Raw genomic sequence first — 22,755 nt, forward strand, 5'->3', positions numbered from 1 at the left:
CCACGATGAACGCCGTGCAGCCGATCGCCAATGCCGCATCTGTGACTGCCGCCCGAAGGGGCGGGTTGGGCAGGTTGATGATGCGCCTGTGGCCAACCGTTATCGCCTATAGCGTCATTCTCGCCACCATCCTCGTCGTCGCCAAGCTTTTCACCGCGACCGATTATGTCGGGCCCGACAATGACGACGGAATGCGTCTCGTCGAGGTCCGCGATTTTCTCGCCGGGCAGGGCTGGTTCGATCTGATGCAATATCGCCTCGGCCTCGGTGGCGGCACGCTGATGCACTGGTCGCGGCTGATCGATCTGCCGATCGCTTCGCTGATGCGGTTCTTCGGTCTGTTTGCGCCGCACGAGACGGCTGAGGCCCTGGCGCTTGCCGTCTGGCCGGTCTTGCTGGTCCTGCCCGCCATGCTTGCCATGGCCGTTGCCGGGCGGCGTATCGGCGGTATCGCCGGCATGCACATCTGTCTCGGCATGACCGGTCTTGCGATCTACACCGGCAACCGTTTCGCGCCTGGAGCCATCGATCATCACAACGCGCAGCTGGCGCTGGTCGCGACGATGGTGGCGATGCTGCTGGATCCTGAGCGTCGCGGCTGGAGTTACGCGGTTGCCGGCATCGCGGCAGCGGTCGCCATCGCCATCGGCGCCGAGACGACGCCTTTCGTCGCCGCCGTCTGTCTGACCATCGCTTTTCTCTGGGCGTGGGAAGGCGAAAAATTCGCCGCCGCCGCGAAGGCCTTCGGGCTGGCGCTGGCAGTTGCGATCAGCATCCTCTTTGTCGCAACGGTGCCGCCGCGGCTCTATTCGGCGGTCACCTGCGACAATCTCTCGCTCGGTTATTACAGCCTGGCGGCGATCGGCGGCGGGCTGCTGCTGTTTTCGGCTGTCTTTGCGAGCCGCCTCAGTCGCCCCTTGCGCTTTGCCGCACTTGGCCTCGTCGGCGTCGGTGTTCTCGGGTCGGCCATGGTGATTGCGCCACAATGCCTGAGCGATCCGCTCGCCGGTCTCGATCCGATGCTGGTCGAGCTCTGGCTGAAGAATGTGTCGGAAGCGCAGTCGGCCTTCGTTCTTCTTCGCACCGATCCCTTCTCCATCGGTGGCTTCTATGCGGCCGGCCTGTTCGCCATCGCGGTCTGCATCTTTCGTATCGTTCGGCGCGACCGCATGCAGCTCCATCTGGTCCTGCTCTTCCTGCTTATCACCAGCTGGGCGATCGCGCTGGTTCAGGTGCGGGGCTCCGTTTTCTCGAACCTGATCTCCATTCTGCCGCTTGCCTTGCTGATTATCGATATCAGGCGGATCTCCAACAGCGACAGCGAGAACGTTGCCGCCGCCTTCGTCTATATCGTCACTGTCCTCGCAAGCGTTCCGGCCGCCTGGGCACTCGGCGGCGGACTTGCCGCGCTGCAGATGGGCAATAGCGCGCAGAAGCAGGCGACGGAAAAGGTGCTTTCCTGCACGTCGAGGCAGGCGCTGGCGCCGCTTGCCGGGCTTCCGGCCGGGCTGGTCTCCGCACCCTCGGAAATGGGGGTGCCGATCCTTCGTTTTACACAAAACCGGGTTCTCTCGGCGCCCTATCACCGCAATCAGGGCGGTATGCTGACGGAGCTGCACATCGGGCTGGCGGAGCCGCAGGAAGCGGAAGCCTTCCTGAAGGGGGCTGATGTGACGGTGCTTGGCTTCTGTCCCGGTGACCTGCAGACGCGAGAGATTGCCAAGCTGAAACCGGACGGGCTCTATGCCGAGCTCGGCAAGGGCAATATACCGCCCTATCTCGAGCCGCTTCCGAAGGCGGCGGATGTGGGCGTTCAGTTCTTTCGCTATCGGCCGGCGGCGAATTGACGCCGGCAGTTCTTAGTGGGAAACGCGCGTCGCGCGGCGAAGGCGCGCATTGGCATAGAGCCCGGCCACGAAGAGCATGAGGCCGCCATTAAAGCCGAGAACGGCATAGACGAAGGCCAGGATTGAGACCGGGCCGGGCGACGTAATCGCCGCCGCCGCGAAGGTTATTCCAATCAGCGCTGCGATCAACGCGATCGCGGCAGCCGAGCGCGTTTGCCCGGCGCTGACGCCCAATGCTGCTGCTGTGAGAATAATCATTTTCAGCACCTTCCCAGAGATAACGAGGGGAAGCATAGGAAGCGCCAACTAACAAAGATTTACCGGCAATCTCCGCCGAAAAGCCTTTGTATTGCGGTGGTTAGCAATCCCTTTCATCTATAACGCGCATTATAACTATGCGTTCCGCAACCAAACGGATTTACCCGATTTCGCGGTTCATCCGCCAAGCTGCGGCGACTCCATGCTGAGGATGCGTGGCGCAGAGTGCGCCGCCGCCAGCGATCTCGGCAGCCGGGAAAACCGGCTTCGGCGGCGGCCACGACCTTCCCGTTTGCCGCTGATCGACATAGAAAGCCGATCGACATAGAAAGAAGGGATGAGCAACGTCTTCGACAGCGATTCGCCGACCAATCTTGCCGAATATTCGGTTTCGGAGCTTTCCGGCTCGATCAAGCGCACCGTCGAAACGGCCTTCGATCAGGTTCGCGTGCGCGGCGAAATATCCGGCTATCGCGGCCCGCACTCCTCGGGCCATGCCTATTTCTCGCTGAAGGACGATCGCGCCCGCATCGACGCTGTTATCTGGAAGGGCACCTTCTCGCGGCTGAAGTTTCGTCCGGAAGAGGGCATGGAGGTGATTGCCACCGGCAAGGTCACCACCTTTCCCGGCTCCTCGAAATATCAGATCGTCATCGAGACACTGGAGCCGGCCGGTGCCGGCGCGCTGATGGCGCTGATCGAGGAGCGCAAGCGCAAGCTTGGCGCCGAAGGCCTGTTCGATGCCGCCCGAAAGAAGCGGCTGCCCTTCATGCCGCGCGTGATCGGCGTCGTCACCTCGCCGACCGGCGCCGTGATCCGCGATATTCTTCACCGCATCTCCGATCGCTTTCCCGTACATGTCCTCGTTTGGCCGGTGAAGGTCCAGGGCGAGGGATCCGGCGAGGAGGTGGCAAACGCCATTCGCGGCTTCAATGCGCTGGAGCCGGCCAGCGCCATCCCGCGCCCGGATGTGCTGATCGTCGCGCGCGGCGGCGGCAGCCTGGAAGATCTCTGGAGTTTCAACGACGAAATCGTCGTGCGTGCGGCGGCCGAAAGCCGGATACCGCTGATCTCGGCCGTCGGCCATGAAACCGACTGGACGCTGATCGACTATGCCGCCGATGTCCGTGCCCCGACACCGACCGGGGCGGCCGAAATCGCCGTGCCGGTCAAGGCGGAGCTTGAGGCGCATGCCGCCGCCCTTGCCGCGCGGCTGCAGGGCTGCATGAACCGGGAGATGGATCAGCGCCGCCAGTCGGTTCGGGCTCTGATGCGGGCATTGCCATCGCTCGATCAGCTTCTCGCCTTGCCGCGCCGCCGTTTCGACGAGGCGGCGGCCGGCCTTGGCCGCGGGCTGGAACTCAACACTATCAACAAGCGCCGCGGCTTCGAACGTGTTGGCGCGCATCTGCGTCCCGATCTGCTCTCCGGCCGTATCGCCGAGCGCCGCCAGACCCTGAATGAGCGCATTGTCCGCGCCGAACGCATGGTCGAACGGCTGATTGACCGCTCGAAATCCCGCATTGATCGCGCTGAGGCAATCCTCGCCTCGCTGCCAGCCCGGTTCAAGACGCAAACCGATCGGAGCCGTGAGGCTCTCGCCAATCTTTCGCGCCACGGCGATACGGCGATCCGCCACCAATTGGCTCGCGCCCGCGCCGAGCTTTCCGCGCAGGATCGTGTGCTGCAGTCGCTGTCCTATAAGAATGTGCTGAAGCGCGGCTACGCCGTCATTCGTGATGAGGATGACAGGCCGGTCTCGCAGGCTGCCGCTCTTTCCGCAGGTTCCGCGGTCTCGATCGAATTTTCCGACGGCCGCATCGGCGCCGTGACCACCGAAGGCGGCGCACCGCCTGCTTCGTTGAAGAAGCGGCCTGCCAGGGAAGCCGGCGATCCGCCGAAGCAGGGAAGCCTTTTTTAGGGCAATTCCGGCGGGGAAATAAACAAAATCTTACGCTGTGGTAACGCGAACGCAGCGCTTGCGGTCATGGGTCCTCGGGTCAAGCCCGAGGACGACGGAGGGTGGGGGGCTGTGGGGCAAGTAGCGCGAGCGTGGCGGTTATAGGAATTGCCGCCATTTGTTTCCGCAGTCAAAACCGCTCGCGCATTTTGCTGAAATTCCCCCAGACGTCTCGCCTCTTGCCGGTCGTGCTCCCCACTCTCCGTCCTACTCGGGCTTGACCCGAGTATCCATGCCGCAAGCACTTCGCTGGATGGTGAAACACTATTCGAAATCCGAGAGAAATTTCCGCAGCAACCTGTCGAGTTCCGCCTTGTCGGCAGCGCTTAAATTTCCCATCAGCCGGTGCTGATTGGCGACATGCGCACCAACGGCGGTCTCGACCGTCGCCAGCCCCTTGTCCGTCAGTGCGATCAACACGCTGCGCCTGTCATCCGGATTGACGACGCGCTCGACGAAGCCCGCTTTCTCCAGCTGGTCGATGCGGTTCGTCATCGTGCCGGAGCTGACCATGGTCATCTCCAGGAGCTCGCCCGGCGAAAGCCGGTGGGGCGCGCCGGCGCGGCGGAGGGTGGCGAGCACGTCGAAGGCGGACGTCGAAAGCCCGTGTTTTAAGAGCACCGCCTCCACTTCGCGGCCGAGATGGGTGCCGAGGCGCTTCAGCCGTCCGAGCAGGCCCATCGGTTCGACGTCGAGGTCCGGCCGTTCCTGTCGCCATTGCGCCAGGATCTTGTCGACGTGATCGATGCGGCTGTCTTTGCTCATGATCCACCGATAACAGCCATTATCTTGACGTCAAGATAAAAAGGCGTAAGATGCATTTATCTTGAAATAGAGATTCTTGATATGAAGACAAATCTCCGCTCCACCGCCGACCTTGCGGCAACCGCGCTCGCACCCGCCATCTGGGGCAGCACCTATATCGTCACCACCTCCTTCCTGCCGGCCGGATATCCGCTGACCGTGGCGATGCTCCGGGCCTTGCCGGCCGGACTGCTGCTTTTGCTCCTGGTGAGGAAGCTGCCTTTCGGCATCTGGTGGGGGAGGGCCTTCATTCTCGGCGCCCTGAACTTCTCGTTCTTCTGGGCGATGCTCTTCGTCTCGGCTTACAGGCTCCCGGGCGGCGTCGCCGCAACGGTCGGCGCGGTGCAGCCGCTGATCGTCATCGCGCTCTCGCGGCTTTTCCTCGGCAAACCGATCCGCTTCCTTGCCGTCATCGCCGGCTTCATCGGCATGGCGGGCGTGGCGCTGCTGGTGCTGACACCGAAGGCGGGGCTCGATCCTGTGGGGGTTGCCGCCGGTCTTGCCGGCGCCGTCTCGATGGCCTTCGGCACGGTGCTGACGCGGCGCTGGACGCCGCCGGTGTCGAACCTCACCTTCACCGCCTGGCAATTGGCGGCAGGCGGCATACTGCTGGTGCCTTTTGCGCTTTTCCTGGAGCCGGCGCTGCCGATGCCGACTATCGCAAATATTGCCGGCATCGCCTATCTCGGCCTGATCGGCGCGGCCTTCACCTATCTGCTCTGGTTCCGCGGCCTGGCCCGCATCGAGCCCTCGGCGGTCGCCTCGCTCGGCTTTCTCAGCCCTGTCGTCGCGACCCTGCTCGGCTGGCTGGCGCTCGGCCAGAGCCTGGCGCCGGTGCAGATCGCCGGCTTCGCTATGGTGCTCGCCAGCGTCTGGCTCAGTCAGCGCGCGACGATGCCGGTCAGGCCCATTCGCCCTGCCGCATCACCGGAACCCGCGAACCATCCGGCTTGAGACCGTCGATATCGACCTTGTTCGAGCCGATCATCCAGTCGATATGGATCAGGCTGGAATTGCCGCCCTGCGCCTTGATCTCTTCCTGGCTCAGCGTCGCGCCGTTCAGGAAGCACTTGGAATAGCACTGGCCGAGGGCGATGTGGCACGAGGCATTTTCGTCGAACAGCGTGTTGTAGAACAGGATGCCGCTGGCCGAGATCGGCGAGGAGTGCGGCACGAGGGCCACTTCGCCAAGCCGGCGCGCGCCCTCGTCGGTATCGAGCACCTTGTTCAAGACCTCTTCGCCGCGCGACGCCTTCGCCTCGACGATACGTCCGGCCTCGAAGCGCACCTGGATATTGTCGATCAGCGTGCCCTGGTGCGACAGCGGTTTGGTGCTCGAGACATGGCCTTCGACGCGCAGCGCATGCGGCGTGGTGAAGACTTCCTCGGTCGGAATGTTCGGGTTGCAGGTAATGCCGTTCTTGGCGGTCGAAGCGCCGCCATGCCATTCATGCCCGTCGGCAAGGCCGACGGTCAGATCAGTGCCGGGTCCCCTGAAATGCAGCGAGGCGAAGCGCTCGCCATTCAGCCAGGCGGAGCGCTTGGCCAGATTGGCATTGTGTTCGGCCCAGGCGGCGATGGGATCGTCGACATCGACGCGCGAGGCGGCAAAGATCGCCTTGGCGAGCTTGGCGATCGCGATCGGCTCAGGATCGTCGGGGAAGACCACCTTGGCCCAGGACGGATTGGGATAGGAGACGATGTTCCAGTTGATGTCGAAATTCGAAATCTTTTCCAGCGCCGGCTTGTAGGCGGTTGATGTGGCGCGATTGGCGCGGCCGACCTTGCCGGCATCCTGCTCGGACAGCAGCAGCGGATTGTCGCCGGCGATCGCAAGGCGCGCCGCTCCGTTGGCATAGGCCTTGGCCATGCCCTCATAGAGCCAGTCGGAGGCGCGGTCGAAGCTCTCGTCGCTGCCGTAGTGATAGCGCGAAAGCGTCGTTTCCTCGTCTGAATAGAAGGCGGTCACCAGTCCTGCGCCGGCCTGATAGGCGTGCTTGGTGATGAGGCGAACGAGCGGCAGCGCCACCACGGGCGCGGTGACGACCAGATCCTGACCTTTGCGCAGCTGCAGACCGACCTTGACGGCGACCTCTGCAAGCTTCTCCAGCTTGACGGGATCGATGGTGTTCTGGCTCTGGGGCATGAAAGTCATGGCTCAACCTGCTTTCTGTCGATGATGCTTTGAGGCTGGCAGACTTAGACCCGTTTGCGGCGAAAATGAAGCGTTGTGTCGCCGAATTGCCGGCGGCCGGATGGAGGTCCGGCCGCTTGGGCGCGCTTCAGGCGGCGGCAGCTTGCCTGAGCAGGATCGAGGAGTGTTTCTCGAGGAATTCCAGCAGCCGCTGCGGGTAATCCGCGCCGACGGCCTCCCGGACGCTCGCACGCTCAGACAGTGCCTTGCGCCAGCGCTGCGTCCGCTCAAGCCCGTCGAAGATGCCGCTGTCGCCGAGCGTATCGAAGAGATCGAAATAGCGGAAGACCGGCGCGAAGACGGCATCGACCAGGCTGAAGCTGCTGCCGGCAAAATAGGGGCCGTCGCCGAGCGCCCCTTCGAGCGTCGCAAATTTGGCAGTCAGCGCTTTGCGCTTGGCGTCCAGCTGTACTTCATCCTGCGCCGTTTCATAGCCCCAGAGATCGGAAAGCACGGAGGAGCCGAATTCCATCCAGCCGCGATGACGGGCGCGGGTCAGCGGATCGGCGGGATGCAGGGCGGCACCGGCTTGCGTTTCCTCCAGATATTCGCAGATGACGCTGCTTTCGAACAGAACGGCCTCGCTGCCGTCCTCCGCCTCGATCCGCAGCAGCGGCACCTTGCCGAGCGGCGAGATCTTCAAAAACCAATCCGGTTTGTTGGCAAGATCGATGTTGATGCGCTCAAACGGTACGTCCTTTTCGAGAAGCGTGATCGCGGCGCGCTGCACATAGGGGCAGAGATGGTGGCTGATAAGGGTAAGCTTGCTCATGGAAATCTCCTGGTCACAATCTATGCAAATGCATCTAATATCGCTTGCGGCGGAATTCAAGATAGATGTAATTGCATTTATGTCCGAAAAAACGCCGAAACCGAGCGAAGCCTCCACCCGTGCCTGGACGAGCATCATGCGCGCCCGCGACCGCTTGCTCGGCGCAATCGAAGCCGACCTGAAGGCGGCCGGCATGCCGCCGCTTGCCTGGTATGACGTGCTGTGGGAACTGGCGCGCGCAGGGGATGGCAGGCTGCGCCCCTATGAGATCGAAGAGCGCACTTTGCTTGCGCAGTATAACTTGTCCCGCCTGATCGACCGGCTGGAAAGAGAGGGTCTCGTCCGGCGCGAAGTCTTCGCCGAGGACGGCCGCGGCCGCTGGGTCGTCATCACCGAGGCCGGCCGGCAGCTGCGCGAGCGCATCTGGGCCGTCTATGCAGGATCGATCGAGACCCATATCGGCTGCAAGCTTGCCGAAAACGAGGCGAAAACGCTTGCCGGTCTGCTCGACCGCTTTTCCTGAGATCAGGCGACCAATGGCGCGGCGATCGCCTTCAAGACCTTCAACGCATCCTTCGGATCGAGCCGCACCTGCAAGCCGCGCTGCCCGCCATTGATATAGACCAGCGGTTCGGCAAGGGCGGCTTCCTCGATCGCCGTCGGCACGCTCTTCTTCTGGCCGAAGGGGCTGATCCCGCCGACATGATAGCCCGTCAGCCGCTCGGCATCGGCGGGCTTCATCATATTGGCCGACTTGCCGCCGAAGGCGCTGGCGAGCTTCTTCATGCTGACTTCGCGATCCGACGGCACGACGACGCAGACCGGCTTGCCGTCCACCTCAGCCATCAGCGTCTTCAGCACCCGATGCGGCGCTTCGCCCAAGGCCTCGGCCGCCTGTAGCCCGACACGCTCGGCGCCGGGATCGTAGTCATAGGTATGGACGGTGAAGGCGACGCCCGCCTGGGAAAGAAGCTGTGTCGCACGGGTCGTTTTGGACATAGCCGCCTGTCAGTCTCCGAACGTGCCGGCATAGATCTCCGGCTTGAAGCCGACCAGCAATTTGCCCTTCGTCTCCAGCACCGGCCGCTTGATCATCGACGGCTGGTCGAGCATCAGCGCGATCGCCTTTTCCCGGGTCAGGTCCTCGCGCTCGGCATCGGGCAGTTTGCGGAAAGTGGTGCCGGCGCGGTTGAGCACGGTGTCGAGGCCGGCCTGGTCGATCCAGGATTCGAGATGGCCGCGGTCCATGCCTGATGCCTTGTAATCGTGAAATTCATAGGCGACGCCGTGGTCTTCCAGCCAGCTGCGGGCCTTCTTCATCGTGTCGCAATTTTTGATGCCATAAATGGTAACAGTCATGCCCGATCGATCTCCCTGTGATGGCAGCGGGATAACATGGGCGAAGGCCGACGCAAACGCCGTGCGGCGTTTTATCCCCGAACTCGCCGGCTCAATTCTCCAGCGTGCCGGCCTTGCGCGCGGCCCTGCTCGGGCTGCTGCAGACGATCTTCATCAGGTCGCCGCGCCGCCGCACCAGCCGGTCGGACGTCCGGGTCAGGATCAGCCCGTCCTGCGGCGCATGCAAATCGATGCTGCCGTTCGGCTGCCCCGGCCGGGTGACGATCGTCGCCAGAAGCTCGCCCTCTGCAACCTCGTCGCCGATCTTGCGATGGAAAAGCACCGCGCCACCTTCGGGCGCGCGAAGGATCTCGACATTGTCGAGCGGCACGGCCGGACCGGAAAATGCCGTTGCAGCCGTCTCGCCGCTGACGATCCCGCGCGTCACGAGGAAACGCCAAAGCCCGCCCGCATCCTTCTTCGCCAGCGCCGGATCGACGTCGCGCTTGCCGCGCAGCTCGACCGTGACCGAAAGCCGGCCCGGCAGTCGGGATCGGCGCTCGCCGGGAACCTGATATTTCCAGGCAAAGCCGACGGCCTCCTCGAAGGCCGAGCTTTCGCCATCCGACAGCAGCACGGCCTCCATGTCGAGAGCGGCGGCAAGATCGGCCGCCTCAGGCCAGAAGGCCTCATCGATATAGGCATATTGCAGCGATTCATCGTCGCAATGCAGATCGACGACCAGATCGGCGCCGAGCGCCAGATGCAGCAGCTGCCGCTTCAAACTATCGGTAGCCGGATAATCATCGAGGTCTTCGATCAGTGTGGCCCGATCGGCAATGGAAATCAGCGGGAAATCCCGGTTGAAGTTGGTGCGTGACCCAAGATCGAAACGGCCCTGCAGGTCGCCGAAATGCGATTGCGCCGCACCGATCGGATTGGCCTGCGGCACGATGGTGATGTCGCCGGCGATCCCGCCTTCGCTCTCCGCCTGCCGCAGCCGTTCGCAGAGGAAATGCAGCAGCACCGTTCCCGGCAGCTCGCCGGCATGCAGTGCGGCCTGGATATAGATCTTCGGCGCCTTCGGATCGTGGCCTGCAAAACGCAGCACCGGCAGCCGCCACTCCGTTCCTGGCGTATCGCCGGGGATGATGATTTCTGAAACGTCCATGCTGCCTTCGCTCCGCATTGCCATCCGAACGGCTCTTCCCTTTATCCGCGGATATCCGGCAAGCGCAAGTCTCACCGTGCACGGTGCCTCAGCCGAGCAGCGGCCAGCGATCGACGATGTGGTGTTTGGTTTTTCCGAGAACGCTGTGGATCAGCAGGAGTTCGTACGCCGTCCACGAGACCGGTCTGTCGAGCATCATTGCCGGCACGGCCTTGCGGTCATAGAGCAGAGTCATATGCGGCGTGAATGTGTGGCCGATACTGCGCGGCAGTCCGGCATTGTGCATGGCGACGCCGAGTTGGAGATGCAGCCTGGCAAGGGATTTCCGCCCGCCTTCACCAGCGAGTACCAGCGCCTGCGCCTGCGGAAATCTCATGATCCGGTCGAAGGTGATGGTGATCGGCGGGCTCTCGGCTCCAACGCCGGCTTGCAGTGCCGCGAAGATCACGTGTTCCGGCAAGTTAGGATAGTCGCAGACCCAGCGGATCGTTACATGCAGTGTCGTCAGCCGCAACTGACCGGAAAGAGAGAAAGCATTCTTATAATCGTCGGCGATCGAGGCCACCTGTCGCTCGATGGCTGGTGGAGGACAGAGACCAAAGAAAAGCCGGTTGCCGGTATTGTCCATTCTGCTCCGCCGCCCGCGACCGTTGCGATCATGTGCGAAGGCAAAAGACGTCTGGTTCATCGGCTTCCAAGCCGTCATGGCCCGCTCCCCATCTCATGGCGCCAGGATATCGCGCAAGGGTAGCACGGTTGGAACAAAAAAAGAACACGAGGCGCAAGAATCGGGTTGAAACAGCGGCCGTCCCGTACGATTTTGGTGGTAATCGAAAAACGTGGAGGCTCTGTCATGGCCCAGACGATATACCACTATCTGACCTTCGAAACCGCCGGTGGTTTCTGCGGCATCGCCTGGAGCGACGCTGGCATCGCCCGCTTCCAGCTGCCGACGAAGTCAGCGGAAGCGACCGAACGGCTGTTGCTGCGCCGCCTGCCGGATGCCGAACCCGGCGCGCCGACGCCGGATGTGCTCGAAACGGTCGCGGCGGTGAAGCGCTATTTCCAGGGTGAGGAAACGGATTTCTCCGGCGTCGAACTCGATCTGGCCGGCCAGGATACCTTTTTCAGGGATATTTATGCGGCAGCAAGGCGCGTCGGCTGGGGCCGTACGACCACCTACGGCGCGCTGGCGAAAGAACTCGGCGCTGGGCCGGAAGCCGCCCGCGACGTCGGCCAGGCGATGGCAAAGAACCCGGTCGCGCTGATCATTCCCTGCCACCGGGTGCTGGCCGCCAGCGGCAAGATCGGCGGCTTCTCCGCTCCCGGCGGTTCGTCATCGAAGGCCCGTATGCTGGAACTCGAAGGCGTCAGCCTTGCCCCACCGCCGCCGGCCCAGCAGTCGCTGGGCCTCTAGTCGAAATGCCGGCTGCTCAATGCGGGCTCGCCGTCGGTCGGATGATGATCTCGCTGACATCGACGTCGTCGCGCTGGCTGATGGCGTAGAGGATCGAATTGGCGACGGCCTCCGGACTGATCGTGATCGCCCGGAACGCCTTCATGGCGTCCCGCGCGGTCGGATCGGTGATCGTCTCGGCCAGTTCCGAGGTCGTCGTGCCGGGAGAAATGACGGTCACGCGGATGCGATCAGTCTCCTGCCGCAGCCCGTCCGAGATCGCACGAACTGCGAATTTCGTCGCGCAATAGACGGCAGCCGTCGGCGAGACGCTGTGGCCGCCGATCGAAGACAGGTTGATGATCTGCCCCGATCCCTGCGCCTTCATGATCGGCAGCGCCGCGGCGATGCCATAGAGAACACCCTTGATGTTGACGTCGACCATCCGGTCCCATTCCTCGACCTTGAGAGCGTCGAGCGGCGAGAGCGGCATGACGCCGGCATTGTTGACAATGACGTCAAGCCGGCCGAATTCCGATCTGGCAAAACCGGCAAAGGCCTCAACCTCGGAACGGTCGGTGACGTCAAGTTTTCGCAGGCGCACCGTCCCGCCCTTGGCTTCGATTTCGCCGGCAAGCGCCTGCAGCCGCTCGGTGCGGCGCGCGCCGATCAGGATATGGGCGCCTGCGGCAGCCAGCACCCTTGCCGCAGCCTCTCCGATGCCGCTGCTGGCCCCGGTGATGGCAACGACTTTTCCTTCGATCTTCGACATTTCAAGCTCCATTTTTCGATTGGTGTTTTCTGGGCGATCAGCTGGGGAAATCGGCGCTGAGCGTCGTCTCCGCCCAGGCGTCGAAATTTGTCCGCAGCGCATCGAGCCGTTCGCGGGCGATCTTCAGGGCGGGTGCGCCAAGCAACAGCCGCAGCGGCGGCTCGTCCGCCTCGAATGCCGATATGATCGCGGCTGCGGCGCGCACCGGATCGCCCGGCTGCTTGCCGGAGACCGAACGAGTGGCCTGGCGCCGCTTGCCCGATGTCTCGGCATAGTCGTCGATCACGGTTCTGGATTCGACCATCGATCGTCCGGCCCAATCCGTGCGGAAGGCGCCGGGCTCGAGGATCGTCACATCGATGCCGAGCGGCTTGACCTCATGGAAAAGCGACTCCGACAGGGCTTCGACCGCGAACTTGGTGGCATGGTAGTAGCCGGTCGCGGCGAAGGCGACGAGCCCGCCGAGCGAAGAGACATTGAAGATATGCCCCCGACGGCGCGAGCGCATGCCCGGCAGGACATGTTTGGTGACGGCGATCAAGCCGAAGACATTGGTCTCGAACTGGGCGCGTATTTCAGTCTCCTCGCCTTCTTCGATCGCCGAGAGGTAGCCATAACCGGCATTGTTGACGAGCACGTCGATCGCGCCGAAATGCGCTTCGGCGTCCTGAACCGCGCGGGCGACGGAGCGGGCATCCGTGACATCGAGCGAGACAGCAAGGGCGCGGTCGCCGTGTTCTGCCGTGAGATCTTTCAAGGCTTCGGGTCTGCGCGCGGTCATGGCGGCGCGCCAGCCTCGGGCGAGAACCGCTTCAGCAAGCGCCCGCCCGAGACCGGACGAAGCGCCTGTTATGAACCAGATGGGTGTGGTGGAAGACATGATCGTCATCCTTTCCGGCCGGAAACGGCCTTATCCCGAGTGATCGGTTATTTGCGGCGAAACACCATGCCGCCATGATGGAGAGTGTTGCCGTCGACAAAATCGCCGTCGGCAGTGAAGCCGGTGTCGTCCCAATATTCGATGTGGCTTCCGGTGACTTCGTAGCGGCCGCGATAGGCGCTTTCCCGGTTGCCGCGGGCTTCGTCGTAACGGCCGTTGGCCAGAAGTTCGTGGCGCACACGACCGTCATCCGTGACCCACATGCCGACATAGGGATGGTGCTGCATCATGTTCTCGCTTGTTTGTTGACACACGGATTGCCGGTCGTTGAGGGCATCCGCGGCTGACGAGCCGATCGCCGTGCCGGCCAGGGTGGTTGCGGCGAAAATATGCAGAACAGGTCTCGCTGAAATGTTTCGCATCGGTCTTCCCTTCGACAGAGGCCTGTCCATGAACACTGCCTTGCTTGGCCTCGAGAGGAAGATAGTCTCCCTGATCGACGTGATTAAGTTGCCAATTCGGGATGCCATGGTTAGAAATGCTAACCAATGGTCGATGATCTCGAAGGCATTTCGGTCTTTCTTGCGGTGGCGGAGGCGCGCAACTTTCGTCTTGCCGGCGAGCGGCTGGGCGTCACCCGCTCCGCCGTCAGCCAGGCTTTACAGCGCCTGGAAGATCGCCTCGGCGTTGCGCTCGTCCAGCGCACGACGCGCAGCGTCAGCCTGACCGAGGCCGGCGAGGTGTTCTTCGAGGCGGTTCGCCCGTCGGTGCGGCAGGTCAGGGATGCGATGCAGACGGTGCGGGAAATGCAGGCGCGCCCGAGCGGTCTGCTCAGGATCACCGTCTCGTCGATTGCCGAGAGTTTTCTGTCCGGCACCCTGCTGGCCGGCTTCATGCAGGCTTGCCCCGAGATCAAACTCGATATCACCATCACCGATGACGAATTCGATATCGTCGAGGCCGGCTTCGACGCGGGCGTCCGGCTCGGTGAGGTGATCGAGCAGGACATGATCGCAATCTCGGTCTCCGAGCGGCAGAGGCAATATGCTGTGGCATCCCCCGCCTACCTCGAGCGCCGCGGTCGTCCCCGCCATCCCGGCGAACTGCAGGGTCATGCCTGCATCGGCTGGCGCCCGCGCCCGGATACGGCGCCCTATCGCTGGGAATTCACCGAAAATGACCGCGATTTCGACGTCGCCGTCGATCCCGCGGTCACGACCAACGACATGGGCATGATGATCCGCATGGCCTGCGCCGGTGCCGGGATCACCTTCGGCATGGTGGAAACCTTTCAGCCCTATGTCGAACGGGGCGAACTCGTGCCGCTGCTCGAAGATTTCTGCCCGCCCTTTCCGGGCTTCTATCTCTATTATCCCAGGCGCCAGCGGCAGCCGCTGAAGCTGCGGGCGCTGGTCGATCACATCAGGACGTCCGCCAGGCGCTAGTCGCCTGCTGCTGAACGCAGTCATTGGCGTGAATTGTCCGCTCTTTGTCCGCGGCGTGCATTTCGCGCCACTATCAAATCGCGGAATATGACGTCATGATCAATCTCGAAGGAGTAAAAAATGTCCGATCATGATACCGTTCTTCTCGTCATCGACGCCCAGGAATCCTTCAGGCATCGCGATTATTGGGATGAAGAGCTCGCCTCCGCCTATATCGATCGCCAGCAGGCTTTGATCGACGGCGCAGAAGCCCGCGGCATAACCGTCATTCAGATCTTTCATGTCGATGGAAGCGGGCCGTTCTCGGAAAGCTCCGGGCTCGTCAGAACGCTTGGCCCCCTCCGGATCGCCCCGAAGGCGACCTTCAGGAAGAGCCGCCATAGTGCTCTCGTCGGTTCGGGCCTCGACGTATGGCTGACCGAGAATGGCGTCCGCCGCCTCCTCGTCTCCGGCATCCGCACCGAACAGTGCTGCGAGACCACGACGCGTCACGCCTCGGATCTCGGCTATCAGGTCGATTATGTCGGCGAAGCGACCCTGACATTCCCGATGACCGACGCCGCCGGACGCAGCTGGAGCGCCAGGGAAATCCGGGACCGGACCGAACTTGTCCTCTCCGGTCGTTTCGCGCGGATCGCGACCGTCGAACAGGCGCTGGCAGGCCGTGGGGAGTTGCTCGCCGCATGACCGACCCTGCGCAGCCCGTCGATATCCCGGTTTTCGTCGTCGTGCCGCCGCGCGTCCTTTTGCTCGACGTGGCCGGCCCGATCGAGGTGCTGCGCAAGGCGAACCTCGAACAGTGCACGGTGCGCTTTACCGTCACCTATATCGGTCCGTCGGCGACGGTCGGCAGCTCGATCGGTCTTGCCGTTACCGGCGTCGCTCCGTTGCCGGAGCGATTGCCGGATGGCGCGCTCGTCGTCATTGCCGGCAGCGCCGACGCCCCGATGGAAAACGGCCTCGAGCATGGCGAACGGGGATGCGCCGATGAGGCTGCCATCGTCGCATGGCTGAGACGCGCCATTCGTCCGGGAATTCGCCTGGCCTCGATCTGTTCGGGCGCCTTGCTCGCCGCCGAGGCGGGAATGCTCGACGATTACGACTGCACCACCCATCACGGCTGCATGGAAGATCTGATCAGGCTCGCGCCCACGGCGCGCGTCCGGGAGAACCGGCTTTATGTCGAGGACGGCGAGCGGCTGACGAGCGCCGGCATTACCGCCGGCATCGACCTCATGCTGCATATCGTCGCCGAAGCGGCTGGCCACGCATGCGCTGTCGCGGTGGCGCGATATCTCGTCGTCTACCTCAGGCGCGGCGGCTCCGACCCGCAGCTTTCGCCCTGGCTCGAAGGCCGAAACCATATCCATCCGGTCATTCATCGTGCGCAGGACGCCGTGGTGGCCGATCCGGCACAGGACTGGTCGGTCGCCGCACTTGCCCGCCTCAGCGGCGCCAGCCCGCGCAACCTTTCGCGGCTGTTCAACGAGCAGACGGGCATGAGCGTTACGGATTTCGTCAATCGTATGCGCGTGGCGCTCGCCCGCGAGATGCTCGCCGGTTCGCGACTGGACATGGAGGCCGTCGCAATGCGCGCCGGCTTCGGCTCGGCGCGGCAGCTGCGTCGCGCCTGGAACCGCTTGCATGAAAGCCCGCCGAGCACGGCACGATCAAGGCTGCAGATGGGGGCGTAGGTATGTGCCGCTGAAGCTGCTTCCGGCGAACCATCGCGAACCGATCAGGCTCTCTTCCCACCGGCGTCTCCCGGCTCAAGGTTGCCCCTGCCACGGGGTTTTGCTATTTCCCGCTCCAAGGATCAGGGCGAGGAGCGCCCTTTTGCCGGAGAAGCTATGCTGGACGACGTCTTTCCCGTTCCGACCAGGGCCTTGATCCGTCAGGGTGGGCGAGCTTGCTTTTATCGTCTCGTCAATACGAGCCCCATTTTGTTCCAGGTACAATCGGGAACGAAGATCGTCATGGCGGATGACAGGCCTTTGCGCCTGGAGGCCGGCGCATACGGCTTGCTGCCCGACTATCAGCCATTGACGATGGAGAACATTCCGAAGGCGCCGCGAAACTATCAGACCGTAGCACTTCCTGTTCCGAGACAGTTGTTCGAGGATGCCTATGCGAGGATGGGATCGATCGCCGTTCCCTCGCGGCCGCTTCCGGCAAGCGCCTCGAGCCTGCCGGAAGAAGCCGCCGTATTGTTTGACTATTGCTGTCAGCCCGGCAACCTCGCGAGGCTTCCCGGCGCCATTGCCAAGGCCAGGCTGATGGAACTCGTCACCTGGTTTGCGCTCTGCGGCGCGGTGCTGGGTGAAGGCCAGAGTCCTCGGCTTGAGGATCGGCTGAGGCAGATGATCGAAAGCGATCCGGCCTTTGATTGGACATTGGCGCACGCGGCGCGTTCCTTCAACATGAGCGAGGCAACGCTGAGGCGCCGGCTGGCCGCCGAGAAGACCGGCTTCAGCGAGATCCTGAGCGATACGAGAATGAACAGGGCGCTGGGGCTCATTCACACGACGACGCTGCCGATGGCGCAGGTCGCGCTGGAGGTCGGCTACGATTCACCTTCTCAATTTTCGGCGCGGTTCAAAGAGCGGTTCGGCGTCAGCCCGCGCCACGTGCGCAGTGGCTCCGAGCACTTTGAACGGATCGGGGCAGAAGTTGAGCGTAGCGGGGCAGATGCACTGCCTCGCTGACGGTAGTTTTGCGGCGTCATCAACCGCAGGAAAACAGCATGCGTCTCATAACAGCAGTCCTTCTCGCCGCGTCCGTCTTTGGCGCAACGGCCGCCCAGGCGGAAATGAAACTCACCTCGAAAGATCTGACTTCAGGCAAGTCCATGGCCGATGCGCAGGTCTTCAACAGCTTCGGCTGCGCCGGCGGTAATATCTCGCCGGAACTGGTCTGGTCGGGTGCACCCGAGGGAACCAAGAGCTTCGCCGTGATGGCTTACGATCCCGATGCTCCGACCGGCTCGGGTTGGTGGCACTGGTCTGTCTTCAACATTCCCGCAAATACCTCGAAAATCGCCACCGGCGCCAGCGGCGAGAAAAAGCTTCCGGCGGGGGCCGTGGAAGGCCATACCGACTTCGCTACATCGGGATATGGCGGCGCATGCCCGCCGGCCGGCGATGCACCGCACCACTACCAGTTCACCGTCTACGCGCTTTCGGTCGACAAGCTGCCGCTTCCCGATACCGCGCCAGGGGCCATGGTCGGTTTCTATGTCAGGGCAAATACGCTCGCCAAGGCCTCCATCGAGGTCACCTACGGCCGCTGAAGCCGGCTGACCTCCGGCGACCGGTTCAGGCCGGCCGATAGATCTGCGCCACCGCGCCACCTGGAAAGGCTTTCGAGCTCATCAGCTTGAGAGGCTTTGGCGCGGTGAGTTCTAGGAATAACGGCAGGCCTTTGCCGAGCGCCACGGGGATCACAAGCAGGGCGAACTGATCGACCAGTCCCTCGGCGATCAGACTGCGGGCAAAGCTCACGCCGCCATGGGCGATGATCGGTTTGCCCTCCTCAGCTTTCAACGTTGCGATCTCCTCCGCAAGGTCTCCGCCCGCCACATAGGCCTCCGCCCAGCTTTCCGCGCCGGGCTGCAGCCCTGGAGACTGTCCGGTCCCCGCCTTGGCGCTGATGTCATCGAGCGCCGCCGCCACCTTGCCGAGGATCGCCGGCCCCTGTCGTGAGAACACGGCCTTGGGGATCTGGTTCATCGGCGGCGCGAAGGCCAGGGTGGAGGTCGGCCAGAAGGGGGCCATGGAAAGGAAGCTGCGGCTGCCCATAATGTGCAGGCCGGCCTTCCCTATATATTCCACGCTCCAATCCTTCGCCTCCTGATCGGCGCCGAACATCCATGTGTTCCGGCCCTCCAGATCACTGACGAAACCATCGACCGATATGGACATTTTCAGGATCAGGTCTCTCATGGCGTTCTCCTCGGTGGGCTTTGGCCCAAGGACGAACCGGACCGGGAGGATCCGACATCACGCGATCATTTTAAGTGTGAGGGCCGCGCCTATCGCGACGCAAAGCGCTGCTTTGCTGAGTCCGTGACCGGCGTGAACAGCGCGACAAGCGTGCCTTCCGGATCGCGGAACTGCACCGACCGATTGCCCCACGGCATCAGTTTAGGCTCATGGACAAGTTGGACCCTATCCTTCAGCCGGGCATATTCTGCGTCGACGTCATCCACCATGAACTCGATGATCGCCGTTCGGTTGGCGCCGGCTTCGGCGCTGCCTTCTTTGAACAGCGCTACGGTTTCCATGCTGCCAATGGCGAGTGCCGCCGATGGGGTGACGATCTCGGCGAAAACCGGCGCCAACCACTCGGCCGTCTGCCCTGTGACCATTTCGTAGAAGCCGACCACAGTCTTGATATCACCGGCAATCAGCCGGGTTGAGGCAAATTTCATGACTTTTCCTTTCCAAAAGACCAATGTGCGCGCGGTATCGCCCAGGCCTTGTCGCACAGGCCTGTTGCCAGCATTATGGCAACAGGAGTCAACAGCCATGCGCAAAGCCGATCGTCTGTTTCAGATCATTCAGATCCTGCGCCGTACGACCCGGCCGGTGACTGCCGCGGCAATGGCCGAGGAGATCGAAGTGTCCAGGCGCTCGGTATACCGCGATATCGCCGACCTGATCGGCCAAGGGGTCCCTATCGTCGGAGAGGCCGGCTTCGGTTATTTGCTCGACCCTGCCTATGACATGCCGCCTCTGATGCTGACGCCCGACGAGATCGAGGCGATCGTGCTGGGTGCGCAATGGGTCGCAGGACGCGGCGATAAGGCATTATCCGCAGCGGCACAGGACGTCGTGAGCAAGATCGCAGCCGTTATCCCCGAAAGGCTGCGTCCCTATATCGTCGAGCCAAGCGTTGGAGCAAAGCCTGGCAGGATCACTCCGACAGACACGGTCGACACGAACGAACTGCGCCATGCGATCCGTGAAGATCGGAAGCTTCGCCTGCTTTATCGATCCGATACTTGTGAGGAGACCGAGCGGGTCGTGTGGCCGGTCATCCTCGGCTATGGTGAAGCAACGCGCCTTATTGTCGCGTGGTGCGAATTAAGGCAGGACTTCCGTCATTTCCGAACCGATCGCATGATCAAGATCGAAGTGCTGGAGGCGAGCAACGGCTTAAGGAAAGGCGACCTGCGCCGCCGCTGGGAGCGATGGCGCGAAGAGCGGCGCTCTCACTCCGACCATTGACGCCTTGAGGGTGTTGGGCAGATAGCGTACGCCATTAAGACATATAATCTTGAAAAATCGGGTGTGATCGCGTACATCTTCAACATGTACGACTTGCGAGGAAGACGAAGATGCCCCAAGCTGCCGTAGATGACAACAAGCGTATGAATCTGCGGGTCTCCCCGGAAACGAAGGCCAAGCTCGTGCGCGCCGCTGCGCTGCGCAACACCGACTTGACCAACTTCGTGACCCAGACCGCCTTGCGCGAAGCCGAAGCCGTGATCGAGGCGGCCGAGGTCGTTCGCCTGAAGGCGCGCGATCATGCGCGCGTGCTGGAACTGCTGGAAAATCCGCCCAAGCCCAACGCGAAGCTGCGGGCGGCGATCGCGGCGTTGCCCGATACTCTATGACGCTGCCCGCCTGGAGAGAGGAAGCCATCGCGAAATCGCATGATCGCCAGTCCTTCGACTGCGGCGATCTGGCGATGAACGACTTTTTCCGACGCTACGCGCGTCAAAGCCACGAACAGAACGCCTCAAAGACCTTCTGCGCGATCGACGCCTCTACGCCCAATCGTGTGCTGGGGTTCTACACTGTCGCCCCCTCCTCCGTGGCACATGAAGGTGTGCCGGCGTCGATGACGAAGGGGCTGGCCCAGCACGAAGTTCCTGGGTTCAAGCTGGCTCGGATCGCAACCGATATCTCTGTAGCGGGCCATGGTTTGGGTGGACAGCTCCTCGCGGCCGCGGCGCTTCGCTGCCTGCGGATCGCGTCCGAAGCAGGCGGCGTTCTGCTGATTATCGACGCGAAGGGCGAGCGCGCGGCCCAATGGTATGTCAGCTATGGGGCCGAGCCGCTGGAGAACCAGCCGCTTACGCTTGTCATGCCGCTCGCCACCTTCGCCGCTGATCTCAAGGGCAAGGGTCTTCTCTGAGGGTCGTTCAGGCCTTGTGGAGCAGAGCCACAAGTTCGGCGGCCAGCCATCGACCGTCTATCCCGAGCCTTGCCCCGCGATAGACGGCAGATGATTTATTGTTCTTTCAGTGCGTTATTAGTTTTTGGCGCGATATCGGCGGCGTTCGGATAGGCCAAAATCACTCCCACTCGATCGTGCCGGGCGGCTTCGAGGTGACGTCGTAGACTACGCGGTTGATGCCGCGCACCTCGTTGATGATGCGGGTGGCGGCGCGGCCGAGGAATTCCATGTCGTAGTGGTAGAAATCCGCGGTCATGCCGTCGACGGAGGTGACGGCGCGCAGTGCGCAGACGAATTCATAGGTGCGTCCGTCGCCCATGACGCCGACGGTCTGGACGGGGAGCAGCACGGCGAAGGCTTGCCAGATGGCGTCGTAGAGGCCGGCCTTGCGGATTTCGTCGAGATAGATCGCATCGGCTTCGCGCAGGATTTCCAGCTTTTCGCGGCTGATGCCGCCGGGGCAGCGGATCGCAAGGCCGGGGCCCGGGAAGGGGTGGCGGCCGATGAAGCTGTCGGGCAGGCCGAGTTCGCGGCCGAGTGCGCGCACCTCGTCCTTGAAGAGTTCGCGCAGCGGCTCGACGAGCTGCATCTTCATGCGCTCCGGCAGGCCGCCGACATTGTGGTGCGACTTGATCGTCACCGACGGGCCGCCGGTGAAGGAAACGCTCTCGATCACGTCGGGATAGAGCGTGCCCTGGCCGAGGAAATCGGCGCCGCCGAGTTTCTTTGCCTCTTCCTCGAAGGTTTCGATGAACAGCCGGCCAATGATCTTGCGCTTGGTTTCCGGATCGCTGACGCCTTCGAGCTCGCCGATGAAACGGTCGGAAGCGTCGACATGCAGCAGATGCAGATTGTAATGCTCGCGGAACATGGCGACGACGTTGGCCGCTTCGTCCTTGCGCATCAGGCCGTGGTCGACGAGGATGCAGGTCAGCTGATCGCCGACCGCCTCGTGGATCAGCAGCGCGGCGACCGAACTGTCGACGCCGCCCGAAAGCGCGCAGATGACGCGCTTGTCGCCCACCTGCTTGCGGATCTCGTCGACCGCCTTCTGGCGATAGGCCGACATCGACCAGTCGCCCTTGATGCCGGCAATGTTGTGAATGAAGTTGCCGATCAGCTTGGCGCCGTCGGGCGTGTGCACGACCTCGGGGTGGAACTGCACGCCGTAATATTTGCGCTTCTCGTCGGCGATGAAGGCATAGGGCGCGTTGGAGGAGGTGGCGACCACCTCGAAACCGTCAGGCAGCGCGGTGACGCGGTCGCCATGGCTCATCCACACCTGATGACGCGAGCCGGAGGACCAGAGGCCCTCGAACAGCTGACAGTCCTTGTCGACCTCCAGGAAGGCGCGGCCGAATTCGCGGTGATGGCCGCTTTCGACCTTGCCGCCGAGCTGCATGCACATCGTCTGCTGGCCATAGCAGATGCCGAAGACCGGCAGGCCGCTGTCGAAGATGATCTGCGGCGCTCGCGGCGATCCCTCGTCGACCGTCGAGGCCGGGCTGCCGGAGAGGATCACGGCCTTCGGCTGGAGGCGCCTGAAGCCCTCTTCGGCTGATTGGAAGGGGACGATTTCGCAATAGACGCCGGCCTCACGCACGCGTCGTGCGATGAGCTGGGTCACCTGGCTGCCGAAATCGACGATGAGAACGGAGTCGGGATGTGCTGTCTGGGTCATGGCGAGGCTTTAATGAAAAGCGCTTCGCCTTGCAATCCGGGAAATCGGCGGCGT

Annotated in this window: 27 protein-coding genes; 13 read left to right on the forward strand and 14 right to left on the reverse strand. The window is 62.9% G+C overall.

Going from position 1 to position 22,755, the window contains the following annotated elements:
• Window positions 1-5 precede the first annotated feature (5 nt).
• Window positions 6-1,847, forward strand: coding sequence for a hypothetical protein (locus CO657_RS21835; protein WP_054182094.1), 1,842 nt, complete (start codon window positions 6-8; stop codon window positions 1,845-1,847).
• A gap of 12 nt (window positions 1,848-1,859) precedes the next feature.
• Here the strand turns inward: CO657_RS21835 and CO657_RS21840 are convergent, their stop codons facing one another.
• Window positions 1,860-2,105: a hypothetical protein gene (locus tag CO657_RS21840; RefSeq protein ID WP_003589145.1), complete on the reverse strand. Its 246-nt coding sequence runs from the start codon at window positions 2,103-2,105 to the stop codon at window positions 1,860-1,862.
• Between the two features lie 337 nt (window positions 2,106-2,442).
• On the opposite strand from CO657_RS21840, the gene xseA reads away from it, so the two are divergent.
• Entirely contained in the window at window positions 2,443-4,026 is a 1,584-nt protein-coding gene (xseA, locus tag CO657_RS21845; RefSeq protein WP_054182093.1) for an exodeoxyribonuclease VII large subunit, read from the forward strand.
• Between the two features lie 303 nt (window positions 4,027-4,329).
• On the opposite strand, the gene CO657_RS21850 is transcribed toward xseA, so the two are convergent.
• Window positions 4,330-4,830: a MarR family winged helix-turn-helix transcriptional regulator gene (locus CO657_RS21850; protein ID WP_054182092.1), complete on the reverse strand. Its 501-nt coding sequence runs from the start codon at window positions 4,828-4,830 to the stop codon at window positions 4,330-4,332.
• Window positions 4,831-4,911: 81 nt separating this feature from the next.
• Here CO657_RS21850 and CO657_RS21855 point away from each other — a divergent pair, with 81 nt between their 5' ends.
• Window positions 4,912-5,823, forward strand: coding sequence for an EamA family transporter (locus CO657_RS21855; protein WP_054182091.1), 912 nt, complete (start codon window positions 4,912-4,914; stop codon window positions 5,821-5,823).
• Here the strand turns inward: CO657_RS21855 and CO657_RS21860 are convergent.
• Window positions 5,771-7,024, reverse strand: a complete 1,254-nt coding sequence (locus CO657_RS21860; RefSeq protein ID WP_054182090.1) for an aminopeptidase — start codon at window positions 7,022-7,024, stop codon at window positions 5,771-5,773. The two genes, CO657_RS21855 and CO657_RS21860, sit on opposite strands and share 53 nt — an antisense overlap.
• 127 nt (window positions 7,025-7,151) lie before the next feature.
• Complete coding sequence (locus CO657_RS21865) at window positions 7,152-7,835, reverse strand: glutathione S-transferase family protein (RefSeq protein WP_054182089.1); 684 nt, start codon at window positions 7,833-7,835, stop codon at window positions 7,152-7,154.
• 79 nt (window positions 7,836-7,914) lie between these two features.
• Here CO657_RS21865 and CO657_RS21870 point away from each other — a divergent pair, with 79 nt between their 5' ends.
• Entirely contained in the window at window positions 7,915-8,358 is a 444-nt protein-coding gene (locus CO657_RS21870) for a MarR family winged helix-turn-helix transcriptional regulator (protein ID WP_054182263.1), read from the forward strand.
• A 2-nt stretch (window positions 8,359-8,360) separates the two neighbouring features.
• Here the strand turns inward: CO657_RS21870 and ybaK are convergent, their stop codons facing one another.
• The 4 genes from ybaK to CO657_RS21890 form a co-directional block, all read right to left on the reverse strand.
• The gene (ybaK, locus tag CO657_RS21875) at window positions 8,361-8,834 is read right to left on the reverse strand and encodes a Cys-tRNA(Pro) deacylase (protein ID WP_054182088.1); all 474 of its coding nucleotides are present in this window, start codon (window positions 8,832-8,834) and stop codon (window positions 8,361-8,363) included.
• A 9-nt stretch (window positions 8,835-8,843) separates the two neighbouring features.
• Window positions 8,844-9,194: an ArsC family reductase gene (locus tag CO657_RS21880; protein WP_054182087.1), complete on the reverse strand. Its 351-nt coding sequence runs from the start codon at window positions 9,192-9,194 to the stop codon at window positions 8,844-8,846.
• A 91-nt stretch (window positions 9,195-9,285) separates the two neighbouring features.
• Entirely contained in the window at window positions 9,286-10,344 is a 1,059-nt protein-coding gene (locus tag CO657_RS21885; RefSeq protein WP_054182262.1) for a M14 family metallopeptidase, read from the reverse strand.
• Between the two features lie 88 nt (window positions 10,345-10,432).
• Window positions 10,433-11,032: a 2'-5' RNA ligase family protein gene (locus CO657_RS21890; protein ID WP_054182261.1), complete on the reverse strand. Its 600-nt coding sequence runs from the start codon at window positions 11,030-11,032 to the stop codon at window positions 10,433-10,435.
• A 165-nt stretch (window positions 11,033-11,197) separates the two neighbouring features.
• Here CO657_RS21890 and CO657_RS21895 point away from each other — a divergent pair, with 165 nt between their 5' ends.
• Window positions 11,198-11,761 (forward strand): methylated-DNA--[protein]-cysteine S-methyltransferase, encoded by a 564-nt coding sequence (locus CO657_RS21895; RefSeq protein ID WP_054182086.1) that lies wholly within the window; start codon window positions 11,198-11,200, stop codon window positions 11,759-11,761.
• Window positions 11,762-11,777: 16 nt separating this feature from the next.
• On the opposite strand, the gene CO657_RS21900 is transcribed toward CO657_RS21895, so the two are convergent.
• Genes CO657_RS21900 through CO657_RS21910 form a run of 3 tightly spaced genes read right to left on the reverse strand, consistent with a single transcriptional unit; the run spans window position 11,778 to window position 13,814 of the window.
• The gene (locus tag CO657_RS21900; RefSeq protein WP_054182260.1) at window positions 11,778-12,512 is read right to left on the reverse strand and encodes an SDR family oxidoreductase; all 735 of its coding nucleotides are present in this window, start codon (window positions 12,510-12,512) and stop codon (window positions 11,778-11,780) included.
• Window positions 12,513-12,549: 37 nt separating this feature from the next.
• Window positions 12,550-13,401, reverse strand: a complete 852-nt coding sequence (locus CO657_RS21905; protein ID WP_183694246.1) for an oxidoreductase — start codon at window positions 13,399-13,401, stop codon at window positions 12,550-12,552.
• A 38-nt stretch (window positions 13,402-13,439) separates the two neighbouring features.
• Entirely contained in the window at window positions 13,440-13,814 is a 375-nt protein-coding gene (locus CO657_RS21910) for an Atu4866 domain-containing protein (protein WP_082366249.1), read from the reverse strand.
• Window positions 13,815-13,940: 126 nt separating this feature from the next.
• Here CO657_RS21910 and CO657_RS21915 point away from each other — a divergent pair, with 126 nt between their 5' ends.
• The 5 genes from CO657_RS21915 to CO657_RS21935 all read left to right on the forward strand — a co-directional run bounded on the left by CO657_RS21915 (window position 13,941) and on the right by CO657_RS21935 (window position 18,126).
• Entirely contained in the window at window positions 13,941-14,837 is an 897-nt protein-coding gene (locus CO657_RS21915; RefSeq protein WP_054182085.1) for a LysR family transcriptional regulator, read from the forward strand.
• 120 nt (window positions 14,838-14,957) lie between these two features.
• Entirely contained in the window at window positions 14,958-15,524 is a 567-nt protein-coding gene (locus CO657_RS21920) for an isochorismatase family protein (RefSeq protein ID WP_054182084.1), read from the forward strand.
• Window positions 15,521-16,531, forward strand: a complete 1,011-nt coding sequence (locus CO657_RS21925) for a GlxA family transcriptional regulator (protein WP_054182083.1) — start codon at window positions 15,521-15,523, stop codon at window positions 16,529-16,531. Before CO657_RS21920 ends, CO657_RS21925 begins: the two co-directional genes overlap by 4 nt.
• 156 nt (window positions 16,532-16,687) lie before the next feature.
• The gene (locus tag CO657_RS21930; protein ID WP_003589111.1) at window positions 16,688-17,542 is read left to right on the forward strand and encodes a helix-turn-helix transcriptional regulator; all 855 of its coding nucleotides are present in this window, start codon (window positions 16,688-16,690) and stop codon (window positions 17,540-17,542) included.
• 38 nt (window positions 17,543-17,580) lie between these two features.
• Window positions 17,581-18,126 carry a YbhB/YbcL family Raf kinase inhibitor-like protein gene (locus CO657_RS21935; RefSeq protein WP_003589109.1) on the forward strand — a complete coding sequence of 182 codons (546 nt, stop codon included), beginning with the start codon at window positions 17,581-17,583 and terminating at the stop codon, window positions 18,124-18,126.
• 25 nt (window positions 18,127-18,151) lie between these two features.
• On the opposite strand, the gene CO657_RS21940 is transcribed toward CO657_RS21935, so the two are convergent.
• The gene (locus CO657_RS21940) at window positions 18,152-18,778 is read right to left on the reverse strand and encodes a dihydrofolate reductase family protein (RefSeq protein ID WP_054182082.1); all 627 of its coding nucleotides are present in this window, start codon (window positions 18,776-18,778) and stop codon (window positions 18,152-18,154) included.
• Between the two features lie 89 nt (window positions 18,779-18,867).
• Complete coding sequence (locus CO657_RS21945; RefSeq protein ID WP_054182081.1) at window positions 18,868-19,266, reverse strand: VOC family protein; 399 nt, start codon at window positions 19,264-19,266, stop codon at window positions 18,868-18,870.
• Between the two features lie 97 nt (window positions 19,267-19,363).
• Here CO657_RS21945 and CO657_RS21950 point away from each other — a divergent pair, with 97 nt between their 5' ends.
• The 3 genes from CO657_RS21950 (at window position 19,364) to CO657_RS21960 (ending at window position 20,978) form a co-directional block, all read left to right on the forward strand.
• Window positions 19,364-20,065 carry a helix-turn-helix transcriptional regulator gene (locus CO657_RS21950; protein WP_003589103.1) on the forward strand — a complete coding sequence of 234 codons (702 nt, stop codon included), beginning with the start codon at window positions 19,364-19,366 and terminating at the stop codon, window positions 20,063-20,065.
• A gap of 110 nt (window positions 20,066-20,175) precedes the next feature.
• Window positions 20,176-20,454, forward strand: coding sequence for a type II toxin-antitoxin system TacA family antitoxin (locus CO657_RS21955; protein ID WP_054182080.1), 279 nt, complete (start codon window positions 20,176-20,178; stop codon window positions 20,452-20,454).
• Window positions 20,451-20,978 carry a hypothetical protein gene (locus CO657_RS21960; protein WP_054182079.1) on the forward strand — a complete coding sequence of 176 codons (528 nt, stop codon included), beginning with the start codon at window positions 20,451-20,453 and terminating at the stop codon, window positions 20,976-20,978. The genes CO657_RS21955 and CO657_RS21960 overlap by 4 nt, the downstream gene beginning before the upstream one ends.
• A gap of 160 nt (window positions 20,979-21,138) precedes the next feature.
• Here the strand turns inward: CO657_RS21960 and guaA are convergent, their stop codons facing one another.
• Entirely contained in the window at window positions 21,139-22,701 is a 1,563-nt protein-coding gene (gene guaA / locus CO657_RS21965) for a glutamine-hydrolyzing GMP synthase (protein ID WP_054182078.1), read from the reverse strand.
• Between the last annotated feature and the right edge of the window lie 54 nt (window positions 22,702-22,755).

The organism is Rhizobium acidisoli, from assembly GCF_002531755.2.
Taxonomy (GTDB): domain Bacteria; phylum Pseudomonadota; class Alphaproteobacteria; order Rhizobiales; family Rhizobiaceae; genus Rhizobium; species Rhizobium acidisoli.

Coding starts and splice junctions, on each gene's coding strand:
- CO657_RS21950 (WP_003589103.1), top strand. CDS start 19,364: ATGCGCAAAGCCGATCGTCTGTTTCAGATCATTCAGATCCTGCGCCGT.
- CO657_RS21955 (WP_054182080.1), top strand. CDS start 20,176: ATGCCCCAAGCTGCCGTAGATGACAACAAGCGTATGAATCTGCGGGTC.
- CO657_RS21850 (WP_054182092.1), bottom strand. CDS start 4,830: ATGAGCAAAGACAGCCGCATCGATCACGTCGACAAGATCCTGGCGCAA.
- CO657_RS21925 (WP_054182083.1), top strand. CDS start 15,521: ATGACCGACCCTGCGCAGCCCGTCGATATCCCGGTTTTCGTCGTCGTG.
- CO657_RS21885 (WP_054182262.1), bottom strand. CDS start 10,344: ATGGACGTTTCAGAAATCATCATCCCCGGCGATACGCCAGGAACGGAG.
- CO657_RS21905 (WP_183694246.1), bottom strand. CDS start 13,401: ATGACGATCATGTCTTCCACCACACCCATCTGGTTCATAACAGGCGCT.
- guaA (WP_054182078.1), bottom strand. CDS start 22,701: ATGACCCAGACAGCACATCCCGACTCCGTTCTCATCGTCGATTTCGGC.
- CO657_RS21855 (WP_054182091.1), top strand. CDS start 4,912: ATGAAGACAAATCTCCGCTCCACCGCCGACCTTGCGGCAACCGCGCTC.
- xseA (WP_054182093.1), top strand. CDS start 2,443: ATGAGCAACGTCTTCGACAGCGATTCGCCGACCAATCTTGCCGAATAT.
- CO657_RS21840 (WP_003589145.1), bottom strand. CDS start 2,105: ATGATTATTCTCACAGCAGCAGCATTGGGCGTCAGCGCCGGGCAAACG.
- CO657_RS21915 (WP_054182085.1), top strand. CDS start 13,941: ATGGTCGATGATCTCGAAGGCATTTCGGTCTTTCTTGCGGTGGCGGAG.
- CO657_RS21835 (WP_054182094.1), top strand. CDS start 6: ATGAACGCCGTGCAGCCGATCGCCAATGCCGCATCTGTGACTGCCGCC.
- ybaK (WP_054182088.1), bottom strand. CDS start 8,834: ATGTCCAAAACGACCCGTGCGACACAGCTTCTTTCCCAGGCGGGCGTC.
- CO657_RS21890 (WP_054182261.1), bottom strand. CDS start 11,032: ATGAACCAGACGTCTTTTGCCTTCGCACATGATCGCAACGGTCGCGGG.
- CO657_RS21870 (WP_054182263.1), top strand. CDS start 7,915: ATGTCCGAAAAAACGCCGAAACCGAGCGAAGCCTCCACCCGTGCCTGG.
- CO657_RS21945 (WP_054182081.1), bottom strand. CDS start 19,266: ATGAAATTTGCCTCAACCCGGCTGATTGCCGGTGATATCAAGACTGTG.
- CO657_RS21930 (WP_003589111.1), top strand. CDS start 16,688: ATGCTGGACGACGTCTTTCCCGTTCCGACCAGGGCCTTGATCCGTCAG.
- CO657_RS21860 (WP_054182090.1), bottom strand. CDS start 7,024: ATGACTTTCATGCCCCAGAGCCAGAACACCATCGATCCCGTCAAGCTG.
- CO657_RS21935 (WP_003589109.1), top strand. CDS start 17,581: ATGCGTCTCATAACAGCAGTCCTTCTCGCCGCGTCCGTCTTTGGCGCA.
- CO657_RS21940 (WP_054182082.1), bottom strand. CDS start 18,778: ATGAGAGACCTGATCCTGAAAATGTCCATATCGGTCGATGGTTTCGTC.
- CO657_RS21960 (WP_054182079.1), top strand. CDS start 20,451: ATGACGCTGCCCGCCTGGAGAGAGGAAGCCATCGCGAAATCGCATGAT.
- CO657_RS21900 (WP_054182260.1), bottom strand. CDS start 12,512: ATGTCGAAGATCGAAGGAAAAGTCGTTGCCATCACCGGGGCCAGCAGC.
- CO657_RS21910 (WP_082366249.1), bottom strand. CDS start 13,814: ATGCGAAACATTTCAGCGAGACCTGTTCTGCATATTTTCGCCGCAACC.
- CO657_RS21880 (WP_054182087.1), bottom strand. CDS start 9,194: ATGACTGTTACCATTTATGGCATCAAAAATTGCGACACGATGAAGAAG.
- CO657_RS21895 (WP_054182086.1), top strand. CDS start 11,198: ATGGCCCAGACGATATACCACTATCTGACCTTCGAAACCGCCGGTGGT.
- CO657_RS21920 (WP_054182084.1), top strand. CDS start 14,958: ATGTCCGATCATGATACCGTTCTTCTCGTCATCGACGCCCAGGAATCC.
- CO657_RS21865 (WP_054182089.1), bottom strand. CDS start 7,835: ATGAGCAAGCTTACCCTTATCAGCCACCATCTCTGCCCCTATGTGCAG.